Annotated in this window: 25 protein-coding genes and 1 tRNA gene; 11 read left to right on the forward strand and 15 right to left on the reverse strand. The window is 62.9% G+C overall.

Annotation, left to right across the window (positions count from 1 at the left end; genetic code table 11):
* Positions 1-23: 23 nt before the first annotated feature.
* Entirely contained in the window at positions 24-926 is a 903-nt protein-coding gene (locus QZ964_RS15085; RefSeq protein ID WP_292532465.1) for an outer-membrane lipoprotein carrier protein LolA, read from the forward strand.
* A gap of 201 nt (positions 927-1,127) precedes the next feature.
* Here the strand turns inward: QZ964_RS15085 and QZ964_RS15090 are convergent, their stop codons facing one another.
* The 9 genes from QZ964_RS15090 to QZ964_RS15130 form a co-directional block, all read right to left on the reverse strand.
* A complete protein-coding gene (locus QZ964_RS15090) occupies positions 1,128-2,162 on the reverse strand; it encodes an aspartate-semialdehyde dehydrogenase (protein ID WP_292532466.1) in 1,035 nt (344 codons plus the stop codon).
* 36 nt (positions 2,163-2,198) lie between these two features.
* Positions 2,199-2,573, reverse strand: coding sequence for a hypothetical protein (locus QZ964_RS15095; protein WP_292532467.1), 375 nt, complete (start codon positions 2,571-2,573; stop codon positions 2,199-2,201).
* Positions 2,574-2,655: 82 nt separating this feature from the next.
* Complete coding sequence (locus QZ964_RS15100) at positions 2,656-3,444, reverse strand: succinate dehydrogenase iron-sulfur subunit (protein ID WP_292532468.1); 789 nt, start codon at positions 3,442-3,444, stop codon at positions 2,656-2,658.
* A 1-nt stretch (position 3,445) separates the two neighbouring features.
* Positions 3,446-5,278 carry a succinate dehydrogenase flavoprotein subunit gene (sdhA, locus tag QZ964_RS15105; protein ID WP_292532469.1) on the reverse strand — a complete coding sequence of 611 codons (1,833 nt, stop codon included), beginning with the start codon at positions 5,276-5,278 and terminating at the stop codon, positions 3,446-3,448.
* Positions 5,279-5,383: 105 nt separating this feature from the next.
* Entirely contained in the window at positions 5,384-5,779 is a 396-nt protein-coding gene (gene sdhD, locus QZ964_RS15110) for a succinate dehydrogenase, hydrophobic membrane anchor protein (RefSeq protein ID WP_292532470.1), read from the reverse strand.
* Between the two features lie 13 nt (positions 5,780-5,792).
* Positions 5,793-6,200, reverse strand: a complete 408-nt coding sequence (gene sdhC / locus QZ964_RS15115; RefSeq protein ID WP_292532471.1) for a succinate dehydrogenase, cytochrome b556 subunit — start codon at positions 6,198-6,200, stop codon at positions 5,793-5,795.
* 161 nt (positions 6,201-6,361) lie between these two features.
* Entirely contained in the window at positions 6,362-7,087 is a 726-nt protein-coding gene (locus QZ964_RS15120) for an outer membrane beta-barrel protein (RefSeq protein WP_292532472.1), read from the reverse strand.
* 159 nt (positions 7,088-7,246) lie between these two features.
* The gene (locus QZ964_RS15125) at positions 7,247-8,467 is read right to left on the reverse strand and encodes an MFS transporter (RefSeq protein ID WP_292532473.1); all 1,221 of its coding nucleotides are present in this window, start codon (positions 8,465-8,467) and stop codon (positions 7,247-7,249) included.
* A gap of 222 nt (positions 8,468-8,689) precedes the next feature.
* Complete coding sequence (locus tag QZ964_RS15130; RefSeq protein ID WP_292532474.1) at positions 8,690-10,240, reverse strand: PLP-dependent aminotransferase family protein; 1,551 nt, start codon at positions 10,238-10,240, stop codon at positions 8,690-8,692.
* A 247-nt stretch (positions 10,241-10,487) separates the two neighbouring features.
* Between QZ964_RS15130 and QZ964_RS15135 the strand changes: the two genes are divergently transcribed.
* On the forward strand, positions 10,488-10,691 hold the full coding sequence (locus QZ964_RS15135) for a hypothetical protein (protein WP_292532475.1): 204 nt from the start codon (positions 10,488-10,490) through the stop codon (positions 10,689-10,691).
* A 60-nt stretch (positions 10,692-10,751) separates the two neighbouring features.
* Here QZ964_RS15135 and QZ964_RS15140 read toward each other — a convergent pair whose 3' ends face one another.
* From QZ964_RS15140 to QZ964_RS15150, 3 genes are all read right to left on the reverse strand, one after another.
* A complete protein-coding gene (locus tag QZ964_RS15140) occupies positions 10,752-11,030 on the reverse strand; it encodes a hypothetical protein (RefSeq protein ID WP_292532476.1) in 279 nt (92 codons plus the stop codon).
* Between the two features lie 112 nt (positions 11,031-11,142).
* Positions 11,143-11,358: a hypothetical protein gene (locus QZ964_RS15145; RefSeq protein WP_292532477.1), complete on the reverse strand. Its 216-nt coding sequence runs from the start codon at positions 11,356-11,358 to the stop codon at positions 11,143-11,145.
* Between the two features lie 111 nt (positions 11,359-11,469).
* Entirely contained in the window at positions 11,470-12,975 is a 1,506-nt protein-coding gene (locus QZ964_RS15150; protein WP_292532478.1) for a hypothetical protein, read from the reverse strand.
* Positions 12,976-13,001: 26 nt separating this feature from the next.
* Between QZ964_RS15150 and QZ964_RS15155 the strand changes: the two genes are divergently transcribed.
* Entirely contained in the window at positions 13,002-13,157 is a 156-nt protein-coding gene (locus QZ964_RS15155) for a hypothetical protein (RefSeq protein WP_292532479.1), read from the forward strand.
* A 39-nt stretch (positions 13,158-13,196) separates the two neighbouring features.
* On the opposite strand, the gene QZ964_RS15160 is transcribed toward QZ964_RS15155, so the two are convergent.
* Positions 13,197-13,271 (reverse strand) — tRNA-Val (locus QZ964_RS15160).
* A 253-nt stretch (positions 13,272-13,524) separates the two neighbouring features.
* On the opposite strand from QZ964_RS15160, the gene QZ964_RS15165 reads away from it, so the two are divergent.
* The 3 genes from QZ964_RS15165 (at position 13,525) to QZ964_RS15175 (ending at position 15,645) form a co-directional block, all read left to right on the forward strand.
* A complete protein-coding gene (locus QZ964_RS15165) occupies positions 13,525-13,704 on the forward strand; it encodes a DUF465 domain-containing protein (RefSeq protein ID WP_292532480.1) in 180 nt (59 codons plus the stop codon).
* Positions 13,705-13,923: 219 nt separating this feature from the next.
* Entirely contained in the window at positions 13,924-15,342 is a 1,419-nt protein-coding gene (locus QZ964_RS15170) for a protein adenylyltransferase SelO family protein (protein WP_292532481.1), read from the forward strand.
* 84 nt (positions 15,343-15,426) lie between these two features.
* Positions 15,427-15,645 (forward strand): DUF465 domain-containing protein, encoded by a 219-nt coding sequence (locus QZ964_RS15175; protein WP_292532482.1) that lies wholly within the window; start codon positions 15,427-15,429, stop codon positions 15,643-15,645.
* A 196-nt stretch (positions 15,646-15,841) separates the two neighbouring features.
* Here the strand turns inward: QZ964_RS15175 and QZ964_RS15180 are convergent, their stop codons facing one another.
* On the reverse strand, positions 15,842-17,053 hold the full coding sequence (locus QZ964_RS15180; RefSeq protein WP_292532483.1) for a sodium:proton antiporter: 1,212 nt from the start codon (positions 17,051-17,053) through the stop codon (positions 15,842-15,844).
* 194 nt (positions 17,054-17,247) lie between these two features.
* Here QZ964_RS15180 and purE point away from each other — a divergent pair, with 194 nt between their 5' ends.
* Positions 17,248-17,712 (forward strand): 5-(carboxyamino)imidazole ribonucleotide mutase, encoded by a 465-nt coding sequence (gene purE / locus QZ964_RS15185; RefSeq protein ID WP_292532495.1) that lies wholly within the window; start codon positions 17,248-17,250, stop codon positions 17,710-17,712.
* Positions 17,712-18,785, forward strand: coding sequence for a 5-(carboxyamino)imidazole ribonucleotide synthase (locus tag QZ964_RS15190; RefSeq protein ID WP_292532484.1), 1,074 nt, complete (start codon positions 17,712-17,714; stop codon positions 18,783-18,785). The genes purE and QZ964_RS15190 overlap by 1 nt, the downstream gene beginning before the upstream one ends.
* Here QZ964_RS15190 and nhaR read toward each other — a convergent pair.
* The gene (gene nhaR, locus QZ964_RS15195) at positions 18,782-19,678 is read right to left on the reverse strand and encodes a transcriptional activator NhaR (protein WP_292532485.1); all 897 of its coding nucleotides are present in this window, start codon (positions 19,676-19,678) and stop codon (positions 18,782-18,784) included. The genes QZ964_RS15190 and nhaR overlap by 4 nt on opposite strands.
* Positions 19,679-20,072: 394 nt before the next feature.
* On the opposite strand from nhaR, the gene QZ964_RS15200 reads away from it, so the two are divergent.
* The 3 genes from QZ964_RS15200 to QZ964_RS15210 all read left to right on the forward strand — a co-directional run bounded on the left by QZ964_RS15200 (position 20,073) and on the right by QZ964_RS15210 (position 23,182).
* Positions 20,073-20,741, forward strand: a complete 669-nt coding sequence (locus tag QZ964_RS15200) for a carbonic anhydrase (RefSeq protein WP_292532486.1) — start codon at positions 20,073-20,075, stop codon at positions 20,739-20,741.
* Positions 20,742-20,785: 44 nt separating this feature from the next.
* On the forward strand, positions 20,786-22,345 hold the full coding sequence (locus QZ964_RS15205) for a SulP family inorganic anion transporter (RefSeq protein WP_292532487.1): 1,560 nt from the start codon (positions 20,786-20,788) through the stop codon (positions 22,343-22,345).
* 99 nt (positions 22,346-22,444) lie between these two features.
* A complete protein-coding gene (locus tag QZ964_RS15210; protein WP_292532488.1) occupies positions 22,445-23,182 on the forward strand; it encodes a DUF2490 domain-containing protein in 738 nt (245 codons plus the stop codon).
* Positions 23,183-23,204 lie beyond the last annotated feature (22 nt).

Below are 23,204 nucleotides of genomic sequence, written 5' to 3' on the forward strand. Positions count from 1 at the left end.
AGCTCCCAGAATCGGAACCCGCCGTGAAATACACCTCCGTCGCCGCACTGATCGCCGCGCTTTCCTTCGCCGTCCCGGCCGCCGCTGCAAATGTCGCGCGCTCCACGCGGCCGTTGCAGGGTAGCGCGCCCGCGGCCGTCGACAGCGGGGCCGCCGAGGCGAAGCCAGGCGAGGCCAAGGTCGCGGAGCCAAAGTCTAAATCGGCCGAGGTCAAGCCTTCTGATGGAAAAGCCATCGACGCTAAGCCGGCGGCGGCTAAGCCTGCTGAGACCAAGCCCGGCGAGACCAGGCCTGCCGACTCGCCAGCCGCCCAGAAAGGCGCAAAGCCGGCCGCGCAAGCGGCCGCCTCCGCTGCTGGCGGCGCAACAACCGCCACGCCGCCGCCGCCCGCGCCCGAGCCGCCGCTGAGCCGCGCCGATGCGCTCAAGCGCGCCAACGCCTTTTTCAATGCGTCCCCGGTGATGACGGCCGATTTCGTGCAGATCGGCGGCGACGGCAAGCGCTCCGAAGGCAGATTGCATGTGCAGCGCGCCGGCCGGGTCCGTTTCGAATATGCCCAGCCTGCGACGATGGAGGTCGTCGCCGACGGCGCGCAGGTCGCGGTGCGCGACCGCAAGCTTAACACTCAGGACCTCTATTTCATCACCCAGACGCCGCTCAAATTCCTGATGAAGGATAAGATCGACCTCGAAAAGGACGTGACCGTCGAAGATGTGAAGATTGAAGACTTAGGCGTCACGATCTTCATCGAGGACAAGGCGACTTTCGGCGGCACCTCGCATGTGCGTCTGATCTTCGACCCCAAGAGCTTCAAACTGAAGCAGTGGCAGGTAAAGGACCCGCAGGGCTACGAGACGCTGATCTCACTCTTCAACATCGACCAGGCGAAAATTCCGGACGCCGCGCTGTTCAAGATCAACAAATAAGCGGTTGCCGTCACCGGACGCGATTTTGACCGCGGATCCCTTATTTCGCGCTGGCGCTTGGCGCGGCGCGGTCGGGATTGGGCTGGTGCCATTACGCCGATTCACACATCCGAAAGTAGAGGCCGCGCCGGCCTTTACCGCCTATGGCGGGGAGTTGCGCTGCTGTGCGGCCTATCTCGCGGCGGCGATCGGCTTTGGGCGTTAAGCCGCCTTTTTCTTCGGGGCCAGCAGCTTGCGGTTCATCAGCACCTCCGCGATCTGCACGGCGTTGAGCGCGGCGCCCTTGCGCAGATTATCGCTGACGCACCACAGCACGAGCCCGTTATCGACCGTCGGGTCAGTACGAATGCGCGAGACATAGGTCGCATCCTCGCCGGCCGCTTCATGCGGCGTGATATAGCCGCCCGGCTCGTGCTTATCGATCACCAGAACGCCAGGTGCCTCGCGCAAAATGTCGCGCGCTTCGTCCGCCGAAATCGGCTTCTCGAATTCGATGTTCACCGCTTCCGAATGGCCGATGAAGACCGGCACACGCACGCAGGTCGCGACCAGCTTGATCTTGGGGTCGAGAATCTTCTTCGTCTCCGCGACCATCTTCCACTCTTCCTTGGTAAAGCCGTCCTCCATGAAGACGTCAATCTGCGGAATGAGGTTGAAGGCGATGCGCTTGGGAAACTTCTTTGCTGCGACGGGGTCGGAAACGAATACCGAGCGCGTCTGCGCGAAGAGTTCGTCCATCCCCTCTTTGCCGGCGCCGGAGACCGATTGATAGGTCGAGACGACGACGCGCCTGATCGTCGCTGCGTCGTGCAGCGGCTTCAATGCGACGACCAGTTGCGCCGTCGAGCAGTTCGGATTGGCAATGATGTTCTTCTTGGCGAATCCCGCAGCGGCGGCGGCGTTCACCTCCGGCACCACCAGCGGGACGTCAGGGTCCATGCGCCAAGCCGAAGAATTGTCGATGACGACGCAGCCCTGCGCGCCGATTTTTGGCGCCCATTCCTTCGCGACGGCGCCCCCGGCCGACATCAGACAGATGTCGACGTCGGAGAAATCGTACGAATCAAGCACCTTGCACTTCAGCGTCCGGTCGCCGAAGGAGACTTCCGTGCCGATCGAGCGCGACGACGCCAGCGCAACGATCTCCGAAATCGGAAAGCGGCGCTCGGCGAGAATATCCAGCATCTCGCGGCCCACGTTTCCCGTGGCGCCGACGACCGCGACCTTATACGCCATTATCAAACTCCCGCCGGAGATCCGGCGTCTCCAGTTTTAGAAAGGCATGCCGACCGACATGTTCCCGGAAGGCGACATGCCGATAGGCATTTTGCCGCTGGGCGAACTCGGCTGCGCAGCTTCCTTCTCTTTTCCTTCTTTTCCCGGCGGCGCCTTACCCGGCGACCAGCCCTCCAGCTCGCCAAACTGGCGGTCGCCGCCGCCCTGTTGCTGCTGCTGTTGAGCGCCGGTGCGCTGGGATTGCTGCGCCTTGGCCTTTTTTGCCTTCGGCTGCGCCGAGACGGCCCCAGACGCATCGAGCGCGCTCGGATCGAACTGAAGCTGCTGGGCGGAAGCGGCCCCGCCGCCCGCCGCCATGAGGCATGCGGCGAGAAACAGCGGGCCGAAAGAAAGACGAGCGCTAGTCGACATGGCGCAAATCTCCGTGGATGTCGGAGTCCGTCCTAAACCGGCGGCGCGGCGGGATCAAGGCGGGCGCTCAGCGGACCTGCGCTCAGCGGGCCTGCGCCTCGTCCTGAGCGATCGCCATGTTTTTCAGCTCCGCGATCGCTTTCGCCGGAGACAGGCTCTTCGGGCAGACCTGGGTGCAGTTCATGATCGTATGGCAGCGGTAAAGGCGGAAGACGTCATCGACATAGGAGACGCGATCCTTCGTCGCTTCATCGCGCGAGTCCTGCACCCAACGGAACGCCTGCAGCAGCGCCGCGGGACCGAGAAACTTGTCGGCGTTCCACCAATAGCTCGGACAGGCCGTCGAGCAGCAGGCGCAAAGGATGCATTCATAGAGACCATCAAGCTTGGCGCGCTGCTCCGGCGACTGCAGCCGTTCCTTCTCGGGGTCAGGTCCGGACCGCAGCCAGGGCTGGATCGCCGCGTATTGTTCATAGAAGATCGTCAGATCGGGCACTAAGTCCTTGACCACCGCCATATGCGGCAGCGGATAGATTTTGATCGCGCCGTCGATCTCATCCATGCCCTTGGTGCAGGCGAGCGTGTTTAGCCCGCCGATATTCATCGAACATGAGCCGCAGATGCCTTCGCGGCAGGAGCGGCGGAAGGCCAGCGTCGGATCGATCTTGTTCTTGATCCAGATCAGCGCGTCGAGAACCATCGGCCCGCAGTCGTTTGCGTCGATGAAAAAAGTGTCGATGCGCGGATTGGCGCCGTCCTCAGGATTCCACCGATAGATGCGCAACTCGCGGACGCGCTCGGCGCCTTCGGGCCTCGGCCAGATCTTGCCTTCGGAGATGACGGAGTTCTTGGGTAGCGCGAATTCGACCATGTCAATACACCCGCGCCTTCGGCTCAATATAAGCCACTTCATTCGTCATCGTGTAGCTGTGCACCGGGCGGTAATCGATTGAGGTGGTCTTTCTCTCGCGATCGATGGTCGAGAGCGTATGTTTCATCCAGTTCTTGTCGTCGCGATTAGGGAAATCTTCGCGGGCATGGGCGCCGCGCGACTCGGTGCGATTTGCGGCGCTTTCCATCGTCGTGACCGCCTGCACAATTAGATTGTCGTATTCCAGCGTCTCGACCAGATCGGAGTTCCAGATCAGCGAGCGATCGGCAATCTTGACGTCGGCCCCGTCGCGCCAGACGGCGTTGATCAGTTCGACGCCCTCGGCGAGGACCTCGCCGGTGCGATAGACGGCGCAATGCGACTGCATAGTGCGCTGCATCCTGTCGCGCAACGTGGCGGTGGAAACCGAACCGTTGGCGTTGCGGAAAAAATCGAGCCGCGACAGCGCGAGATCGGCCGAGTCCGCCGGCAGTTCCGGCTGTGTATCGTTCGGTTTAATGAGTTCGGCGGCGCGCTGCGCCGCGGCGCGGCCGAAGACGACGAGATCAATGAGCGAATTGGAGCCGAGGCGATTGGCGCCGTGTACGGAAACGCAGGCCCCTTCGCCGAGCGCCATCAGGCCCGGAACCACCTCGTCGGGATTGCCGTCGCGCTTGCGCAACGCCTCGCCGTGATAATTCGTCGGCACGCCGCCCATGTTGTAATGCACGGTCGGAATGATCGGGATCGGCTGGCGGGTCACGTCGACGCCGGCGAAGATCTTGGCGCTCTCGGAAATGCCCGGCAGCCGCTCATGCAGAATCTGCGGATCGAGATGTTCGAGATGGAGATACGCGTGATCCTGATTCTTGCCGACGCCGCGTCCCTCGCGAACCTCGACGGTGATGGCGCGCGAAACCATGTCGCGCGGCGCGAGATCCTTCACTGAGGGCGCGTAGCGCTCCATGAAGCGCTCGCCTTCGCTGTTCGTCAGATAGCCGCCCTCGCCGCGCGCGCCTTCGGTGATCAGGCAGCCCGCGCCATAGATGCCGGTCGGGTGAAACTGCACGAACTCCATGTCCTGCAGCGGCAGGCCGGCGCGCAGCGCCATGGCGTTGCCGTCGCCGGTGCAAGTGTGCGCTGACGTCGCCGAGAGATAGGCGCGGCCATAGCCGCCGGTCGCGAGCACGGTGAGCGCGGCGCGAAAACGGTGAATCGTTCCGTCATCGACCTTCAGGCACACGACGCCGCGGCAGGCGCCGTCCTGATCCATGATGAGATCGATCGCGAAAAATTCGACGAAGAATTTCGTGTCGAGCTTCAACGCCTGTCCATACATCGTATGGAGCATCGCGTGGCCGGTGCGATCGGCGGCGGCGCAGGTGCGCTGCGCCGGCGGACCTTTGCCAAAATCGGTCGTCATGCCCCCGAACGGACGCTGATAGATCGTGCCTTCCCTGGTGCGCGAGAAGGGAACGCCCCAATGCTCCAGTTCATAAACCGCGGGCGGCGCGTTGCGGCACATATATTCGATGGCGTCCTGGTCGCCGAGCCAGTCGGAGCCCTTGACGGTGTCGTACATGTGCCATTTCCAATCGTCCGGCCCCATATTGCCGAGCGCGGCGGCGATGCCGCCCTGCGCCGCCACCGTGTGCGAACGCGTGGGAAAGACCTTGGTGACGCAGGCGACGTTCAGTCCCGCCTCGGCGCAGCCGACGACGGCGCGAAGCCCCGAACCGCCGGCGCCGACGACGACGACGTCAAAGGTGTGATCGACGATCGGATACGCCCGGCCGCCAACCAACACATTTGATGCAGGACCCTGTGCAACCATCGTCACGCCTTCTCAAGATGTCATTCGATCGAACGCAGTTTCGCTGCGTCGTTACTAGGCGAGTTCATTGATGCCGAACAAGCGCTGTCGCCGGCATCCGTCGGACTACTTCGGCGCGGCGATGAGGAGGATGGCGACGACCCAGAGCGCCGCGATCGCGCGCGACGCCCATAGGTTGGCGACGAGCGCCTGCGCCTTCAAAGCTTCGTCATGCACATAGTCTTCGATGATATCGTCCATGCCCTTACGCGCATGGATCATGCCGACGACGCCGAACGCAAGAAGCACGAGCGCAGGAATCGGCCTGCCGATTTCGGCGCGCACGCCGTCCAGCGGCTTGCCGGCAATTCCAAGAATCCACCAGGCGCTTAGGGCGCCGAGCGGGATAAGCGCATAAGAAGTCAGGCGCATGAATTGCGCGTGAGGCGAACCGCCGTGGTCGGAAACATAGGCGTCGCCCGTCCCGGTTCGACCGCTCTTGAATCTTGTCGAAACCGACATGAGTTCGCTCCGCCTAACTCGCCAGCGTCTTGAAGATGTAGAGGAGCAGCGTCAGCAGGATTCCGCCGACGAGCGTCCCTTGCGCCAGCAGTTCGCGCCCCTGCGGGTCCATATACAAGCCACGATCCCAGAGCGCATGTCGTACGCCGCCGAGCAGATGATGGAAGATCGCCCAAACGATCATCAATATGATGAGATTGCCGACGAAGCCCGAGGCGATCCAGGACACGGCGGAGAATGCGCCTCCGCCGATCGCGGCGCCGAGCAGAAACAGCGTCAGCAGCGCCATGCCGGCGTAAAGCCCTGCGCCAGTGATGCGATGGGCGATCGACATCATCATTGTCAGGATGGGCTTGAAGATCGTCAGATGCGGCGACAGCGGCCGCCGCGCGGCGCGCCTGTCTGTGTCGGCGTCGGCCATATGGAACCCTCTCGCATGCGGCCGATCTGCTTCTCGGAACGCTTCCAAGCAGATAATTCAATTGTTGCGGCGCCGCAACTACGAGCCGTCAGCAACGCCGCGCGCATGCAAAAGCCACGTCGCCGGGGCTTTTTGCCGCTGGCGTACTATAGCACTCGAGCTTAGTAGCCCGCCATCGAAGGACCGGGAGGCGCTAGAAGCCAGTTGAAGCGGTAGTTTACGCCAGCGCGAACAGTGTTGAGATGCGCGCGCTGCTGGATTTCGACGATGACCGGCGCAATGTAGATCGGGTCGTAATTCGCGCCGAAGTTTGCGTAAAGATATTCGACCTTGGCCGACCAGTTCGGCAGGAAGGCGTATTCGAGCCCTCCGCCCACCGTCCAGCCGGTTCCAGTGCGCGCTTGAGAGCCAAGCCATCCGTAGTTGAGACGCAGGTCGCCATAGGCGAAGCCGCCTGTCCCGTATAGGAGCAACCGCGAATTGAGCAGCGACACGCCCGCGCGGCCGCGCACCGTGCCAAACCAGCCGACGCTGCGCGTCGCGCCAAACAACTGATTGCCGCCGCCGACGCTCGAACCCTGGAAATCAGTTTCAACGCCAGCGACAAAGAGCGGCGTGAACTGATAGTTGTAGCCGATCTGGGCGCCGCCGATCACGCCGCCGGCATTGGGCGCGGTTAGCGCCGGATAGAACCAGTTTCCATAGTCGTATCGATCAAGCCATCCGCCGCCGAGATTGAGGCCGACGTAAATGCCTGTCCAGGTGAAAACCGGCGGCGGCGGAATATAGACGGGCGGCGGCTCCTTGCGCGACGGCAGGTCGGCCGCCGATGCGGACATGACGGCCAGGGACGCCGCGACGGCGAGGCCGAAAGCTGGTTTTTTCATGAGAACCTCGATGGTGCGTTCTTCGAACGCCAGCGCCCCCGCCGGTTTTGAAATGAATGGCCAACAATGGCGTAATTTTGGAAGATTTATGCTTGTTTTTCAATGTTTAAGCGACATGCTTAGCCGTCGGTTAACGCGCTTGTTCCACAGCGCTGCTCGTTAACCGGCTTGAGCCGTCCCCCGCCGACCGGTTCGATGACCGTCCGCCCCAAGCGCGACAAGCGCCAGCGCCGCGCAAAGAGCGCCCGCCCAGAAGGCGGCCGCCGGGCCGAAGGCGTCCCAAAGCGCGCCGGCGCCTGCGCTCGCGACAAGCAGCGCGAAGCCGCTCGCCAGGTTGAACACCCCAAAGGCCGAGGCGCGCAGCGCCGCCGGCGCGACGTCGGCGACAAGCGCGGCGAGCAGGCCCTGGGTGAGGCCCATGTGCAGGCCCCAGAGCGTTACGCCGAGCCACACAAGCGGCAAATGCTCAGCGCTGGCGAGCGCGGCGTCGGCGGCGATCAGCGCGACAAGACCGGCCATCAGCGGCGTCTTGCGGTCGCCGCGATCTGAAAAGGCGCCGACGGGATAAGAGGCGCCCGCATAAACGACATTCATCGCGACGAGCACCAGCGGCGCAAGCGCTTCGGGCAGTCCGACGTCGCGCGCCTTCAGGATGAGGAACGCCTCGGAAAAGCGCGCGAGACTGAAGACGACGCCGATCGCGACAACTATCCAGAACGGACCGCCAAGCCGCCGGATTTCATCCCGGTGCAGCGGAAATCGCGCCGGCCGCGGCGGCCGGGACGATTGCGGCTCGCGCACGCCGAGCGCCAGCACCGCGACGGCGAACGCCGCTGGAATCGTCGCGATCCAGAACACCAAAGGGATGCTGTTGGCGGAGAGCCACATAACGGCGACCGCGACGGCCGGCCCGAGGAAGGCGCCGACCGTATCGAGCGACTGGCGAAGCCCGAAGGCCGCGCCCCGCAAAGGCGGCGGCGTCACGTCGGCGACAAGCGCGTCGCGCGGCGCCCCGCGTATGCCTTTGCCGACGCGATCGATGACGCGCGCTGCCATGACCCAGGCGACATTCGGCGCAAGCGGAAACATCGGCTTGGTCAGCGCCGCAAGGCCGTAGCCGATGATCGCCAGCTGCTTGCGCCGCCCGAACCAGTCCGACAGCGCGCCGGAGAAAATCTTGACGATCGAGGCGGTCGCCTCGGCGACGCCGTCGATGACGCCGACTTCGGCCATCGAGGCGCCCATTGCGCCAACGAGATAGATCGGCAGCAGCGCATGGATCATCTCGGAGGAGAAATCCATGAGCAGCGACACGATCCCGAGCGCCCAGACGCCGGAAGGAATGGCGCGCAGACGCGAAAGGCCATTGAACTCGCTCATGAACTTTTCGGGCTCGCGCGCTGACCCTCTTCCTTCGGGAGAGGGTGATCGCCGGAGGCGACCGGGTGAGGGCTTGCCCGTCCAATATGTCGGCCGCGCAAAATCACCCCCCGGCGTTACGCAAACACACGCAACGCGGCAACCCCTGACAGAGAAAACCGGAGGGAGCCCGCGCTTGCCCTCTCCCAATGAGCGACAATCGCGCGCGCTGCATTCCGCGCTTCAGGCGAAAACAGGTCCCGTGGGCGCGGTTTCCTTCAGCGCCTGCGCCAGCCGCGCGATCCCGGTCTCGATCTCCCTTTCGGTAAGCGCGACGAAGCCGAGCATCAGCAGCCGGTCACCGCCGTCATTCTCGTCGAAGCGCAGCGCCGAACCCGTCGCCAGCGAACAGACGCCGACGCCGGCGGCAAGGCCTCTTTTCTCTACCTCGGCCGCGTCCGGAAAACCGTCCGGCAATTTCCAGACGAGATGCATGCCGGCCTGATCGCCGTAAATCTCGCAGGCGCCGAAATGAGTCTTGAGCGCCCCGAGCAGCGCGTCGCGACGCTCGCGATAGAGCTGGCGGATGCGTCGCAAATGGCGTCCGAATTCGCCGCTCGACATGAAATCCGCCATCGCCGCCTGTTCAAGCCAGCTCTGGCCGTTGTTCATCAGCATTTTCATCCGCCGGCCGGCTTCGGCGAGCCGGCGGGGCAGCACGACATAGCCAAGACGCAGTCCCGGCCCCATGCATTTCGAGAAAGTGCCGAGGTAGATGACGCGCTCATTGCGATCGAGGCCCTTCAGCGCGGTCAGCGGCGAACCGACGAAGCGGAAGTCGCTGTCGTAATCGTCTTCCATTATGTAGGCGTCATATTGCGTCGCCCAGGCGAGCAGCTCCAGCCGGCGCTGCAGGCTCATCGTTACGCCGATCGGATATTGATGCGATGGCGTGACATAGGCGACGGCGCCCGTAGTTTTCGGCAGTCGAGCGACATCGAGCCCGTCCTGGTCGACAGGCACGGGATGAAGCGTCGCCCCGAGGCTTTCGAGCACGAAAGCCGCGCCCTGATAGCAGGGCGATTCGACGACGGCGGCGCAGCCCGGCCTGACAAGCAGGCGCCCGACCAGGTTGAAGCCGTCCTGGCAACCGCCGACGATGACGATCTGCTCCGGATCGGCGACGACGCCGCGCGCCGGCGCGAGATGTTTGGCGATCGCGCGCCGCAGCTCCATCAGTCCGGCGGGATCGTTATAGCTGGTGAGATTGGCGCCAACCGATTTCAGCCGATTCTTGATGTGGTGCGACCAGGCCTTGAGCGGAAAGGATCGCGCGTCAGGCCGGCCGACCCAGAAATCGGCGGCGAGACGGCGGCGCTCGGGATCGGCGAGGCGATGGGTGCGCAAGGTGCCGCAGGGCGGCGGCGCTTGGTCCGCAGCCTCCTGCTCTTTCGCCGGCGGCCCGCGATGGCCGGCCGACAGAAACGCCGTATCCGGCAGGTCGGGCGAGACGAAGGTGCCGACATAGGGCCTGGTGCGGATATAGCCCTCGGCGATCAGCCGCTCATAGGCGAGAACCGCGGTGTTGCGCGAAACGCCGAGCTGGCTGCTGAGTTCGCGCGTGGTCGGCATCGGATCGTCGCACTTAAGCTGACCGTTGAGGATCATCGAGCGTATCTGATCGAAAATCTGATTCTGCAGAGTGGTCTTTTCCGACTCGGCCAGAATTATCGACAGTTGCACATGCCCGCTCTTAACGACGCGCGCCGGTCGATCGGTGGTCGTAAAGGTCATCGCTGCACACTCCTGGGCGCAAGCTAATGCGCTCTTATTCCACGCGCATAGGTCCACAGGGAAGGTAAGCGTTGGCGCCAACTTTGGCAGGCTTTGCGGGCGACGGCGTCAGCCAGAGCAAGAAAGGCCTTTTTTAAGCTGGCGCCATCAGGTTCCTCGTTCCTGGCGCTTTTGCTCGAACGCGGATTGCGGAAAGCTGCGATGGCGCGTTCAGAGGCGCCAAAATACTACATCCAGGGAGACCGGAATGCCGTTTTCGAACTCGCGCTTGATGCCGTTGGCGTTTTGGGTCGGCTTTCTCGCCCTGGGCCTCGCCACCAATGTCAATCACGAAACAAAGGCCCGAGGCGTCGCGCGCGACAAGCACGAAATGAGCGTCGCCAGCGCGGCCGGCAAGCGCCTTCCCTTGCTGTTGATGCAGGATACAAGTCAGACCATCGTTCGCGACTGAGCCCGCGACATTTTTTTCGTCTTTGCGCCGCGCGAGCGGCGTTTTTTTTAGCGCCGTTTTTTATGATTTGCGCACGGGCGCGAGGCGGTTCAGCACCGTAATCGACAGGAAGCCGCCGATCCAGGCGCCCACCGCCGCGAACGCCACATAAGCCCAGTTCGACGTGTAACTGATCACCGCAAAGGCCGAGAGCAGATACCAGATGCTGCTCCAACTCGCTGCGGCGACCCGCCGGCGCTCGGACACGGCCGCGTTGAAGAACACATAGACCGCGTCGGTGATGGCGGTCGAAGCCGCGACGCCGATCCCGATCAGCGGGTCAATGTTGGGCAGGTCCATCGTCTCCCTCCGCTTTGCCCCGTTTCGGGGCGGCGGAAGCAGCTATGAACGCCAGAGTTAAGCGAGGCAAATCGAAACCGACGGGTCGCGAAACGCACACGGCCGCGCCCCGCTAATCCTCGTTTCGGCCGGTCTCTTCTTTTGGCCCATCTTCCCCGGCGGCAAGTCTCAGCGACTCAGCCAAAGCCAGCCGCAACAGCAGCAGAGCCATCCGCTCAGGCAGCGGCTCGCGGGTAACGGCCTCAAACGACAGTCGCAGCGCTATTCCAACCTCCCGCTGGATCACCCGCGAAGCTTGATGGTCGTCGATTCGATGGATCGGGAGCATACCGACCTCCCGACCTCTAAACCAACCGGCCTGCGGAAAGTTCCGGCAATATGTTGAGTTTACGAGCAAAGACCTAGTCGATGACGGCGCCGTTGCCACGCCCCTGCAGCGTCAGCGGGAAAGTCCGGGGTCGATATCGGCAATCGTGGCCGGCGCGCACACCGGCCCGTCGGCGCCGTCAAACTGGTTTCCTCGCCCCTCGATTCGCCCCGCGACGTTGCTCGCGACACTCAGCCCGCATCCTGGCGCGCCCGGAACGTCGCCCTGCGCGGCGACATTGCCGAGCAGCGTCACATGCGACGAAGAATCCCTGGCCGTTCCTGCAGCCCCTATCAAGATCGTATAAGCCGCGTGCGCGCCAGCATTCCCATGTTCGCCAGCATTCGAGTGGCCCTTGCCGACGTCGCGCGCTTTATTCGAAACAAGCATCGTTTCATCGCCGAATGTCGTGACGCAAGGTCCGCCGAGATTCTCGCAAACATTGTTCGCGATGTAGCTATTGACGCAGTGGTTCTCGATGCCGCCGGGCGGCGTATTATTCACATCGAGAGAACCGGGCTGCGTGTTGCGGAAACGGTTGCTCTCGACGCGGCAGTTCCGAGTGGACGGCGCCGGCCCGAACGCCGCGCCAAGCGCGACGCCTTCGGCAAACAGGTAGCCGCTCAACGTGTTGCGGCTAATATCCGGGTTCAAACCCTCGACAAGCATCGTCGAGCCGACGCATTCATTGCCGGTGATGGTCGGGTAATGGATATCTCCGGCAAAATTGTCAGTCGACATGTTCACGCACTGGTTTTGCGTCGTTGCGGGAGTCAACTGAAAATAGCTATCGACGATCTTCGGGTAGCAAATCGTATGGCCGGCGGTCACGAATATCGCAATCTGCAAGGTCAAGGTCGAACTATTGATGATCGACGATTTCTCGAAGACCAGGCCTGCCGGGTCGGTTGTCGTCGCAGTCTGGCTGACGGTCGCACGCAGCGAGCTTACGGTCGGATTGTTCTCGTCGATCCTGACGCCGACAAAACGCGCGTGAGCGTTCAGGAACGCAAACAATGTCGCCGAGAGCGTGCAACCTGCGTCAAGCTTAAATTCGCCAGCGTGCTTGACGTCTCCGATGAATGAGATGTCTACGGAGCTGGTGAACTGCGCGCTGCACGGCAGCCTAAACGTCAACCCTTCAGGAACAAAAACGACGCCGCCAGCCGCAAAAACCCTGGTGAGCGCGGCGGCGTTTTCGGCTTGATAAGCGCTTACGTCGCCGGCCCGCAGCCCCGCCGCGCGCAGGTCATATCCATGCGCCGGCGCGGGCGCCGCGCGCCAACAGCCGGCTCCCGCATTGGACGCAACCTGCGTGAAATCATTTCCGCCAGCAATAGGACATGCCGAGCGAGACAGGTAATATTGCTGGCCGCCGCCGTCGAACGGCGCATGAAACCCTTGTCGGAAAATGCCGTAACCTTCGGCCTTGCCGGAGGTCGACAAAGCTTTCAGATGGGCGTTCGTTGCGACATCCGCGCCGGACGACGGCGTCAAAGTCTGCGCGAGCGCTGCGCCGGCGAGAACGATAAGGAACCCGGCGGAGCGCGAAGCGAATTTCAAATCCATGCGAAGCATGATCGGGCGGAAAGCCCAGCGCTTCAATGCTGCATGCGCTGGAGATCGCGCGCAGCTTCGGCTTCGTCGAAATCCTATGGATGGCGCGGGCGGTCTCGAACGGCGTATTTTTAATACGCCGCAGTGCGCAATTCGTGTCGTCGGGACCCGAACGCGCGCGCGGCCAGCTGTTTCCGAGCTGAGGAGCGCTTTCTGAATATTCTTGTAAGTCTTTGATTTAATGGTGGGCGCGACAGGGATTGAACCTGTGACCCCTACGATGTCAACGTAGTGCTCTCCCGCTGAGCTACGCGCCCTCGGGCCCAAATATGGGCCGGAGCGCCCGTCTATAATGGCGTACGTGGCGCCGCGCAAGCGCCCGCGCCCTGCGACGATGCGGTCCGTCGCTCAGCGCAAGCTATGGAAAAAATTGACGTTCGGTTAAGGCCGCGTCCTTTCCATGCAAAAGATTTGTGACCAAGCGCGATTTCAAGTCTTGCGACGCGCCCGCTTTGTGGCAGACTTATTAGTCTCCCGCTTGTCGGGCGGAGAGAATGAAGGAGGATTCGCATGTCCTTGCAGGGCCATATCGTCGAACTCCAACGCCGCCACGAGGCGCTCAAGAAGGAGATCGAGGAGGAACAGCTGCATCCCAACGCGGACGAATTGAAGATACTGGAACTCAAGCGAAAGAAATTGCTGATCAAGGACGAACTGGCCAAACTGTCGGTCAGCGAAACGCGCCACTAGATTACGCTGCATTTGGGCGGTTTCACCCAAATGCAGATCACGCGATCGATCTCAAAACCTAGAGCGCTCCACGCGAAAAGCCGGGTTACGCTTTTTCGCGAGCGCTCGCGCGCTTCCCGCTCGGTTCGCTTTCGCTTCATGCTATAGGCGGAGAGATCTCTCCGCCTTATTTTTTGAAGCAGTCGCGCCGCGGCGCGCGATTTGCGAGTCCTCGTCCCTATGCCCGTCACCGAGTTCTACCGCGCCGAGACGCTGCACGAGGGCCTTGGCGAGCCTTTCTTCGACCGTGTCGAACCCGCGATCTTCCCGCAGCATCGACTACGCTACCGCAATCAGCGCTGGGCCGCGCGGGTTGGATTGGACGGCCTCAGCGACGCGGAGTGGATCGTGCATTTCGGACGCTTTGCGCCGTTGCCGGGCGGCTTCGCGCATCCGTTAGCGCTGCGCTATCACGGCCATCAATTCCGCGTATACAACGCTGATCTCGGCGACGGTCGCGGCTTCCTCTTCGCGCAATTGCGCGACGCCAAGGACGTCCGCCTGCTCGATCTCGGCACCAAGGGCAGCGGCCAGACTCCCTGGTCGCGTCGCGGCGATGGACGGCTGACGCTCAAAGGCGGCGTTCGCGAGATTTTGGCGACGGAAATGCTGGAGGCGCTCGGGATCGACACCTCCAAAACCTTCAGCCTGATCGAAACGGGCGAAGCGCTCATGCGCGGCGACGAACCCTCGCCGACGCGCTCCAGCGTGCTGGTGCGCCTGTCGCATTCGCATATTCGCATCGGCACCTTCCAGCGCCTCGCCTTCCACGACGACGCTGCGGCGATCGACCGGCTCGTCGAGTATGTTTGCCGCCACTATTTTCCCGCCATCGCCGATCTGCCGGCGCCGGAAAGAGCCCTCGCCTTTCTCGAAGCGGTCGTGGCGCGAGTCGCCAGGCTTGGCGCCGGTTACATGGCGGCCGGCTTCGTTCACGGCGTGCTGAATTCCGACAACATCAACGTCACCGGCGAGAGCTTCGACTACGGACCATGGCGTTTCGCGCCGGTCTACGACCCGACCTTCACCGCCGCCTATTTCGACGAATCCGGGCTTTACGCCTTCGGCCGCCAGCCCGGCGCGCTCGGCTGGAACCTGTCCCGCCTGGCCGAGTGCCTGATCCATCTCATTGGACTGAAGGCCGCCGAGACGCTTCTTTCGACCTTTCCCGGGTGCATCCAGCAGGAGTTTCGGGCGGCCTTGCTCCATCGCCTCGGCCTCGCTTCGGCGGGCGAGGCCGCCGACGCCGCGCTGGCGAAGGCTTTCGTCGATTTCCTCACAAACTCGCGGGCTCCGTTCGAACAGACCTTCTTCGACTGGCGCGGCGGATTGGCGTCCGCTGAGCGCGCCAAACGCAGTGCGTCGGCAACCCATTATCAAGCTGAAGCGTTCGCGCCAGTTCTGGCCGCTTTGGCCGACCATCAGCCGGCGCCCTATGTTCGCCTCGATCACCCTTACTTCCAGCGGACGACGCCCTGCACCTTGCTCATCGATGAAGTCGAGGCGCTCTGGGCGCCGATCGCCGAGCGCGACGACTGGGCGCCGATCTACGCCAAGATTGCCGCAATAGAGGAGATGCGGAGCGCCTATGACTCTTGATCGAGCAATTCGCTTGAACGCCGCTCGCCTGCGGCGCGATAATTGCGTTCCACAGCGATCGATTCCCGAGCGGGCCGGCCTTCGATGAACGATGCTCCCAGCGAGATCGACAAGAGCGCCATCCGCGCCGAAGTGGAACGGCTGCGGCTAGAGCATCACGACCTGGAGTCGGCGATCGACGCGCTGCGCGCTCTGGGCGTCGCCGATCAGCTTCAGATTCAGCGCCTGAAGAAACGCAAGCTGCTGCTGCGCGATCGCATCGCCTATCTCGAAGACCAGCTCACGCCCGACATTATCGCTTAAAGTCCGATTTGAACACGAGCGTCAGTAATTCAGATTCACTCAACGTTCCGCTGCTGCAATACGGCCTGGGATTTATCGAGGCGCCATGGGACCTGCGAAGATCGCTCGACCGTTTTGCAGCGACCGGTTCGGCAACGGCTCCGTATCGTTGGATGACGCCGCTGCACATGATTTAGCATGCAGGTTGTGCGAAACGTCACGCCTGCTTCGGCAGGAAGCCCAGCGCGCGCAGCAACAGAGGCATGGTGAGGCCCTGAACGACGATTGAAAAGCCGACCACCGCAAAGGTGACGGCGAGGATTTCTTCGCGCTTCGGCAGACTATCGGGAAGAGATAGCGCCAGGGCGAGCGCAAGCGCGCCACGCAGGCCTCCCCACCAGAGAATATGCTGCTCGCGGAACGAAATCTTCCATCGCGAAACGAAGAACAACGAACTCAGCGGATAGACAACGATCGCGCGCGAACAAAGCACCGTAGCGATCGCCACGGCCAGCGTTGTCGCCCCGACGGCGCCGAACGGAGTCGACGCGACATCCGCGCCAATCAGCAGAAACACCATGGAATTGGCCAAGAACGCCGCAAAATCCCAAAAGGACAGAACGAATTCGCGCCCCTTGAGGCTGATGTAGCCGCCTTCCTGCTCGCTGAGCAGGCCCAGATTGCCCATGACGAGACCTGCCGTCACGGTCGCCAGAACGCCGGAGACATGGAAATATTCGGCGACCAGAAATGAGCCGAACGCGGCGATGGTCGTCAGCGCCGCTTCGATGACATGTTCTGAGGTGCGCAGCGAGGCGAGGATGGCGGCCCCGCCAAACAACGCCCCGACAATGACGCCGCCGAACACGACTTTCACGAGAGTCAATGCGGTCTCCGCGCCGCTCTGGTCTGCGCCGCCGCTTTCCACGAAGGCGAGCGCCATAACGAAGAGCACCGCCGCAGCGCCGTCGTTGAGCAGGCTTTCGCTTTCGACCAGCAGCCGCATGCGGCCTTTGATCCGGTTGTCCTTGAACATCGCAATGATCGCGACGGGATCCGTCGCCGCGATCAGCGCGCCAAACAGGATCGCCGAGAAGACAGGCCAGTCGAGCAACGTCGTCATCGACGCCGCGACAACGGTTGCGGACACGACCGTTCCGATTCCCGCAAGTGCGAGCAAAGGCAGAGAATCGCGAACCAGTTCGCGCCAGGACAGGGTCAGGGCCGCCTCGAACAGGAGCGGCGGCAAGACGAGATCGAAAATCAGATCATGAGTCAGATGCGGCGCGAAGTCTGCGCCCGACAAAGCGACGGCGGCGCCGACAAGAACCAGTCCAACGGTATAGGGCAGTCTGATCTGACGCGCGGCGATTGCGACGATCATCGCCACAGCCAGCACGGCGACCGCTTGCCTCAGACCTTCGTCCATGTCGCGTCTGCTCCGATCAAGGCAAATCCTGCAGGGTTCTTTAGCTGCGCGCTCCCCGTTCGCGAAGCGAAATCGGTCCGCCGCCGACGCCGTTTGGCGCGCTTGCCTATCGGGGAGGCATCGTCTATGCCGCATGGCTTCCCTTTGTAGAGGAAGCAAGAGTGGGCAAATCCAAAGCGCCCGTCGCCGTCATCATGGGCTCCCAATCCGACTGGGCGACGATGCGCCATGCGGTCGAAACGCTGGCGGCGCTCGGCATCGCCTGCGACGCGCGCGTCATCTCGGCTCATCGCACCCCCGATCGGCTGTTCGCCTTCGCAAAGTCTGCCGAATCGGACGGCTTCGAGGTGATCATCGCCGGCGCCGGCGGCGCCGCGCATCTGCCGGGAATGACCGCTTCGATGACGCCGCTGCCGGTCCTTGGCGTGCCGATCGAATCGGAAGCGCTGAAGGGCATGGATTCACTGCTCTCGATCGTACAGATGCCGGGCGGCGTGCCGGTGGGGACGCTCGCGATCGGCAAGCCTGGCGCGATCAACGCCGCGCTGCTCGCCGCCGCAATTCTCGCCCGCGCCGACAAGGCGCTCGCCGCGCGCCTTTCGGACTACCGCGCGCGCCAGACGGACGCCGTGGCGCTGACGCCGCGCGACGGCGCCTGATGCTGGCGCCGGGCGCGACGATCGGCATTCTTGGCGGCGGCCAGCTCGCGCGCATGCTGGCGCTGGCGGGCGCCCGGCTCGGGCTGAAAGCGCATGTCTTCTCTCCCGTGCCCGATGACCCCGCCTTCGACGTTTGCGCGGCGGGCACGCAAGCTGGATTTGACGACGAAGCCGCGCTCGCCGGTTTCGCCGAATCCGTCGACGTCGTCACTTACGAATTTGAGAATGTTCCCGCCCGAACGGCGCAAGTGCTCGAGGCGCATCGCCCGGTGCGGCCTAATCCCAGAGCCTTGGCGCTGACTCAGGACAGGCTCGTCGAGAAACAGTTCATACGGAGCCTCGGCGTCGCGACGGCTGACTTCGTCGCGGTCGACAACGCCGGCGCGCTCCCCCGCGCCGTCGCGCGGCTCGGCCGCAATTCGATCCTCAAGACGCGGCGTCTCGGCTACGACGGCAAGGGCCAAACTCAATTGCGCGACGGCGGCGATCTAGCGGTCGCTTTTCGCACGCTCGGCGGCGCGGCATGCATTCTGGAAAGCGTGGCGCCCTTCACGAAAGAAGTGTCGGTCGTCGCCGCGCGCGGACTGAACGGCGAGTTTCGCGCCTATGACGTCTGCGAAAACCTTCACGAGCATCACATTCTGGCGCGGACGCTGGCGCCTGCCGAGATCGCCGAAGCAACCGCGGCAGAGGCGATCGACATCGCCCGGCGCATCGCCGAGGCCGCCGCATATGTGGGGGTGATCGCCGTCGAAATGTTCGTCGTCATGAAAGGGGAGCGCGAAACGCTGCTCGTCAACGAAATTGCGCCACGCGTGCATAATTCCGGACATTGGACGCTCGACGGCGCGCTGACTTCGCAGTTCGAGCAGCATATGCGCGCGATCGCCGGCTGGCCGCTGGGCTCGACGCACCGTCACGGCCACGTGGAGATGCGCAATCTGATCGGCGCCGATGTCGACGCATGGCCGGAACTCGCGCGCGAGAACGGCGTCTGTTTGCATCTCTACGGAAAGAAGGAGACGCGCGCCGGCCGCAAGATGGGCCATGTGACGCGCGTGTTCAGTGATTAGACCAGCCAGTCGCGGGCGCTTTCAAGGATCGTCACGACGCCCGCGTGCTTGATTTTTCTCTGCGCGGTGATCGCATAGAAGCGCTCGCTGACGCCGTTCAAGGTGGCGATATATTTGACGCCATATTGATCCTCGACCTGTGCGTGAACGGCCGTCGGTGCCATGAAGACGCCGGCGCCCGCAGCCCCGAACGTCTTCAGCAAGGCGCTGTCCTCGACTTCCGCGACGATCTTCGGAAAGAGACTGTTGGCGTCGAGCCATTGATCGAGCGAACGGCGCAACGCGGTGTTCGACGTTGGCAGCAAGAGTGGCGCGCCATCGAGGCAACGCGGGAAATTCTTCCGATAGCGTTGGTGCAATTCAGGGACTGCAAAGGCCGCCACGCCGCATTCGCCGATCGGATGATTGTAGATGCGCGCGTCCGCGCCGCCGGTCGCCGGCCAGTCGGAGAGAACGAGATCGACTCCGTGCACTGGCAGCTCAGCCAGCAGGCGCTCGGTCTTGTCCTCATGGCAGACGACTTGAAACGAATTGCTCGCGGAAAGAGCGGGTTCGAGCAGGCGATAGACGACGAGTTTCGGCAAGGCGTTTGATACGCCGACGCTCAACCTGATACTGACCGCCCCCGCATGGCTCTTCAGGGCGCTGCCAAGTTCGCGGCCGATCGAGAATATTTCGTCGGCGTAGTTGAACACGGTGCGTCCGGTTTCCGTCATCACCAGCTTGCGGCCCTCCTTGCGAAAGAGCTGCGCGCCGATCGACGCCTCGAACACCGCGATCTGGCCACTGACCGTCGGCTGCGCCAATCCGAGTTTTTCACTCGCGCGGGTGACGCTTCCCTCCCGCGCGACGTTCCAGAAATAGAACAGGTGCTGATAGTTGAGACGTTCCATCGTTCCATAGCTTTTATCGATGTAATTAATTTATATATTCTTATTTTCAATATCAATGCCCTGCGCCATGTTGAAGACGTCAACGTCGCAGCGCTCGACGCGTCATGAACGGGAGAACGGTCAATGGCGCATAACTTCGCACTCGCCGCGCTGGCTTTGGCCGGAGCCGTGGCTTCACCCGGAATCGCGACCGGACGCCAATTTATGGACGGCGCGCCCGGACACTGCCTGCTCTGCGAGCTTTTGCCCGAATCGCGAAGGCGCGAGGCGAACGCGGATTGCCGGCAGCCGTCGGCCGACGACGTCGGCGAATCGGAGCGGACGGATGAAAAAGCTGGCGGCGTGAATTGAGGCGGCCGCCTGGGAGACTTTAGCAACCTATAGGAGCTCAAGAATGCAGCGGTTGATCGAAGGCCTTCACCACTTCCAGTCGCAAGTGTTCGGCAGCCAACGCGAATTGTTTGAGCGCCTCGCCAAAGGCCAGGCGCCCGAAACGCTGTTCATAACCTGCGCCGATTCGCGTATCGACCCGTGCCTGCTTACCCAGTCGGCGCCCGGAGACCTTTTCATCCTGCGCAACGCTGGCAATCTCGTGCCGCCTTATGGCGCCGTGCGCGGCGGCGAAGCGGCGACGATCGAATTCGCGATCGCGGGCCTCGGCGTCAAGGACATCATCGTCTGCGGCCATTCGCACTGCGGGGCGATGAAGGGCCTGCTCGATCCGCCGCCGGCCGCAACTTTTCCCGCGCTGAACGACTGGCTGTCGCACGCCGAAGCGACACGGCGCATCATGCACGAAAAATACGCCGACCGCACCGGCGCCGAACAGCTCAACGTCGCCATCCAGGAGAATGTGCTCGCGCAGCTCGAAAACTTGCGCACGCATCCGGTCGTCGCCTCCGCGCTCGCGCAAGACAAGCTGAGGCTGCATGGCTGGGTCTACAAGATCGAGACAGGCGAAGTCTTTGTTTACGACCCCGAGACGCGCCAATTCGCACTGGCACCGACGCCGTCGGACATGCCTGCGCGCGAACAGAGAGAGCGCGTCAGCGTCGAGGTTTGACGTCGCGCTTCTTAGCTGAATCAGCCGAATCATAGGGATGCACAATGTTTGATAGAGCGCCTTCTCGCCTCTCGGCGATCAAAGACGACGTCTTCGCTTCCATCGTCGTGCTGCTCGTCGCCCTTCCCCTGTCGATGGGTCTCGCGCTCGTCGCCGGCTTCCCTTTCGAAAACGCCGCCGCCGTCGGCCTCATCAGCGGCGTCATCGGCGGCATTGTCGTCGGGCTGCTCTCCGGCTGTCCGCTTCAGGTTAGCGGCGCAGCGAATGGCGCAGCCGTCATGGCCGCCGTATTCATCAAGGATCTTGGCTTTGAGGTCTTCGGACTCATCGTGATGATGTCGGGCGTAATTCAAATCGCGGCCGGCGCCCTGCGTTCCGGGCCGGTGTTCCGCGCAGTTTCCCCCGCGCTGATCCAGGGCATGCTCGCCGGCATCGGTCTGTTGATCTTCGCGTCGCAGTTTCACGTCATGGTCGACGACACGCCGCCCGGCGCCGGGCAGGAATTCGGCGGCGTCGTCAATCTCTGGTCGCTGCCGCTCGCGATTTGGAAGGGCGTCAGCATGGAGGCGCATCAGCGCGCAGCAGTCTTGGGACTGCTCACGATCGCCGCCATTCTTTTATGGCGACGCTTTGCGCCGAACTGGCTGTCGTTTATTCCAGCTCCGCTTGTTGGCGTCGGCTTGGCGACGGCGGTCGCCGCATATTTCGCGCTCGACATCAAATATGTCCCGGCGCCGGACGATCTTCTCGCTGCGATCAATCTGCCGACAACTCACACCTTTGGCAGGATCGGCGAAGGCGCGATCTGGGCGGCGGCGCTGTCGCTCGCTTTCGTATCCAGCGCGGAATCGCTGCTGACGGCGACAGCAGTCGACGCGATGCAGCGCCGCACGCCGCGCACGCGCTACAACAAGGAGCTTGTCGCGCAGGGCATCGGCAATTTCCTTTGCGGCGTTCTCGGCGTGCTGCCGGTATCAGGCGTGATTGTGCGCAGCTCGGCCAATGTCACCGCCGGCGGACGCACGAGACTTTCCACGATACTGCACGGTGTGTGGATTCTGCTGTTCATCACGCTCGCGCCGGACGTGCTGCGCATCATCCCTGTGGCGAGTCTCGCCGCAGTTCTCGTCTATGCGGGGCTCAATCTCATCAATCTGAGCTTTGCGCGGTTTTTGTGGGGTCAGGACCGCATCGAAACCGGCGTCTACGCGGCGACGTTGGCGACGGTGGTCGCGACCGACGTATTGACCGGCATTGCAGTTGGCGTCGGTCTTGCCGTCGCGCGGCTGCTCTACACCTTCTCGCATCTCAGCATCCGCACCGAGCAGATCAACGGCATGACAGTGGTCCATCTTGAGGGCGCTGCGACCTTTATCCGGCTGCCCCAGCTGGCCGCCCTCTTCGAGACTCTGCCGCCGGGCGCGCGGGTGCATGTGCATCTCAACGAGTTGACGTATATCGACCACGCCTGCCTCGATTTGCTGGCCAACTGGGACGAGCAGCTGAGAAGCGACGGCGGCGAACTGGCGCTCGATTGGGACGCGCTTCACGGTCTGTTCCGAGAACGCGCGCGGGCGGCGCCATCGTCGGCCGTGGCGGCCTGACCGGCCGCGCCAAAACGCGCTGCTTGCGGCGTTTGACGAATCCAGCGCGAGCCGCTTCAATACGCACATAACCTGGTTCCCGCGGAGACGGCCGTGCCGGTGGCGAAGACCCTCAGAACGAAGCGGCTCGCCATTTGCGGCGCGTCTCTGCTCGGGATTCTCGTGACGAACGCCCCGGCGGCGGCGATCGATGAAGATTTCCGAATTTGGGAAAACGTCACCGTCATCGCGAAACTCGGCTCGATTGAGCCAAGCCTTGAAAAATGGCGGCTTTGGCTCGAAAGCCAGGGGCGGTTTCGGGACGATGGCGCGATAGCCGATCAGGCGCTGGGACGCGCGGGCGTCGGCTACGCGCTGTCAGATAACGCCAGCGTCTGGCTCGGCTATGCGCATATCGCAACCTTTCCGGAAGCCGCCAAAACGCAGCACGAAAATCGGATTTGGCAGCAAGTTCTGCTGACTGACAAAGCGACGTTTGGCGACCTGACGAGCCGCACGCGCCTGGAACAACGCTTTATCCAGAACGTGAACCCCGTCGAATGGCGGCTGCGCCAATTCGTGCGCTTTTCTCATCCGCTTTGGGAGAATGCGCCGCTGAGCGTTGTGCTTTGGGACGAAGTATTCGTGCGTCTGAACTCGACGACCCCGTCAACGCGATTCGGCTTTGATCAAAATCGCGGCTTCGCCGGCCTCGCCTACGCTTTCAGTGAGAAGGCGCGCGTGGAGATCGGCTATATGAACCAGCTGATCCAGTCGCGCGTCGTCTCGCGGCGCGAGCAGAGGTTCGATCACCGGATTAATCATATCCTCTCGGTGAGCATGTTTCTCAACCTGTAGCCGGCCGCCGACGCTCGCGGCG

Source organism: Methylocystis sp., assembly GCF_021731785.1.
Lineage (GTDB): Bacteria > Pseudomonadota > Alphaproteobacteria > Rhizobiales > Beijerinckiaceae > Methylocystis.

What these genes read in the sequence shown, in the direction of transcription:
- QZ964_RS15090 (WP_292532466.1), bottom strand. Translation starts at nt 2,162, where the DNA reads ATGGCGTATAAGGTCGCGGTCGTCGGCGCCACGGGAAACGTGGGCCGC.
- QZ964_RS15095 (WP_292532467.1), bottom strand. Translation starts at nt 2,573, where the DNA reads ATGTCGACTAGCGCTCGTCTTTCTTTCGGCCCGCTGTTTCTCGCCGCA.
- QZ964_RS15100 (WP_292532468.1), bottom strand. Translation starts at nt 3,444, where the DNA reads ATGGTCGAATTCGCGCTACCCAAGAACTCCGTCATCTCCGAAGGCAAG.
- sdhA (WP_292532469.1), bottom strand. Translation starts at nt 5,278, where the DNA reads ATGGTTGCACAGGGTCCTGCATCAAATGTGTTGGTTGGCGGCCGGGCG.
- sdhD (WP_292532470.1), bottom strand. Translation starts at nt 5,779, where the DNA reads ATGTCGGTTTCGACAAGATTCAAGAGCGGTCGAACCGGGACGGGCGAC.
- sdhC (WP_292532471.1), bottom strand. Translation starts at nt 6,200, where the DNA reads ATGGCCGACGCCGACACAGACAGGCGCGCCGCGCGGCGGCCGCTGTCG.
- QZ964_RS15120 (WP_292532472.1), bottom strand. Translation starts at nt 7,087, where the DNA reads ATGAAAAAACCAGCTTTCGGCCTCGCCGTCGCGGCGTCCCTGGCCGTC.
- QZ964_RS15125 (WP_292532473.1), bottom strand. Translation starts at nt 8,467, where the DNA reads ATGAGCGAGTTCAATGGCCTTTCGCGTCTGCGCGCCATTCCTTCCGGC.
- QZ964_RS15130 (WP_292532474.1), bottom strand. Translation starts at nt 10,240, where the DNA reads ATGACCTTTACGACCACCGATCGACCGGCGCGCGTCGTTAAGAGCGGG.
- QZ964_RS15135 (WP_292532475.1), top strand. Translation starts at nt 10,488, where the DNA reads ATGCCGTTTTCGAACTCGCGCTTGATGCCGTTGGCGTTTTGGGTCGGC.
- QZ964_RS15140 (WP_292532476.1), bottom strand. Translation starts at nt 11,030, where the DNA reads ATGGACCTGCCCAACATTGACCCGCTGATCGGGATCGGCGTCGCGGCT.
- QZ964_RS15145 (WP_292532477.1), bottom strand. Translation starts at nt 11,358, where the DNA reads ATGCTCCCGATCCATCGAATCGACGACCATCAAGCTTCGCGGGTGATC.
- QZ964_RS15150 (WP_292532478.1), bottom strand. Translation starts at nt 12,975, where the DNA reads ATGCTTCGCATGGATTTGAAATTCGCTTCGCGCTCCGCCGGGTTCCTT.
- QZ964_RS15155 (WP_292532479.1), top strand. Translation starts at nt 13,002, where the DNA reads ATGCTGCATGCGCTGGAGATCGCGCGCAGCTTCGGCTTCGTCGAAATC.
- QZ964_RS15165 (WP_292532480.1), top strand. Translation starts at nt 13,525, where the DNA reads ATGTCCTTGCAGGGCCATATCGTCGAACTCCAACGCCGCCACGAGGCG.
- QZ964_RS15170 (WP_292532481.1), top strand. Translation starts at nt 13,924, where the DNA reads ATGCCCGTCACCGAGTTCTACCGCGCCGAGACGCTGCACGAGGGCCTT.
- QZ964_RS15175 (WP_292532482.1), top strand. Translation starts at nt 15,427, where the DNA reads ATGAACGATGCTCCCAGCGAGATCGACAAGAGCGCCATCCGCGCCGAA.
- QZ964_RS15180 (WP_292532483.1), bottom strand. Translation starts at nt 17,053, where the DNA reads ATGGACGAAGGTCTGAGGCAAGCGGTCGCCGTGCTGGCTGTGGCGATG.
- purE (WP_292532495.1), top strand. Translation starts at nt 17,248, where the DNA reads ATGGGCTCCCAATCCGACTGGGCGACGATGCGCCATGCGGTCGAAACG.
- QZ964_RS15190 (WP_292532484.1), top strand. Translation starts at nt 17,712, where the DNA reads ATGCTGGCGCCGGGCGCGACGATCGGCATTCTTGGCGGCGGCCAGCTC.
- nhaR (WP_292532485.1), bottom strand. Translation starts at nt 19,678, where the DNA reads ATGGAACGTCTCAACTATCAGCACCTGTTCTATTTCTGGAACGTCGCG.
- QZ964_RS15200 (WP_292532486.1), top strand. Translation starts at nt 20,073, where the DNA reads ATGCAGCGGTTGATCGAAGGCCTTCACCACTTCCAGTCGCAAGTGTTC.
- QZ964_RS15205 (WP_292532487.1), top strand. Translation starts at nt 20,786, where the DNA reads ATGTTTGATAGAGCGCCTTCTCGCCTCTCGGCGATCAAAGACGACGTC.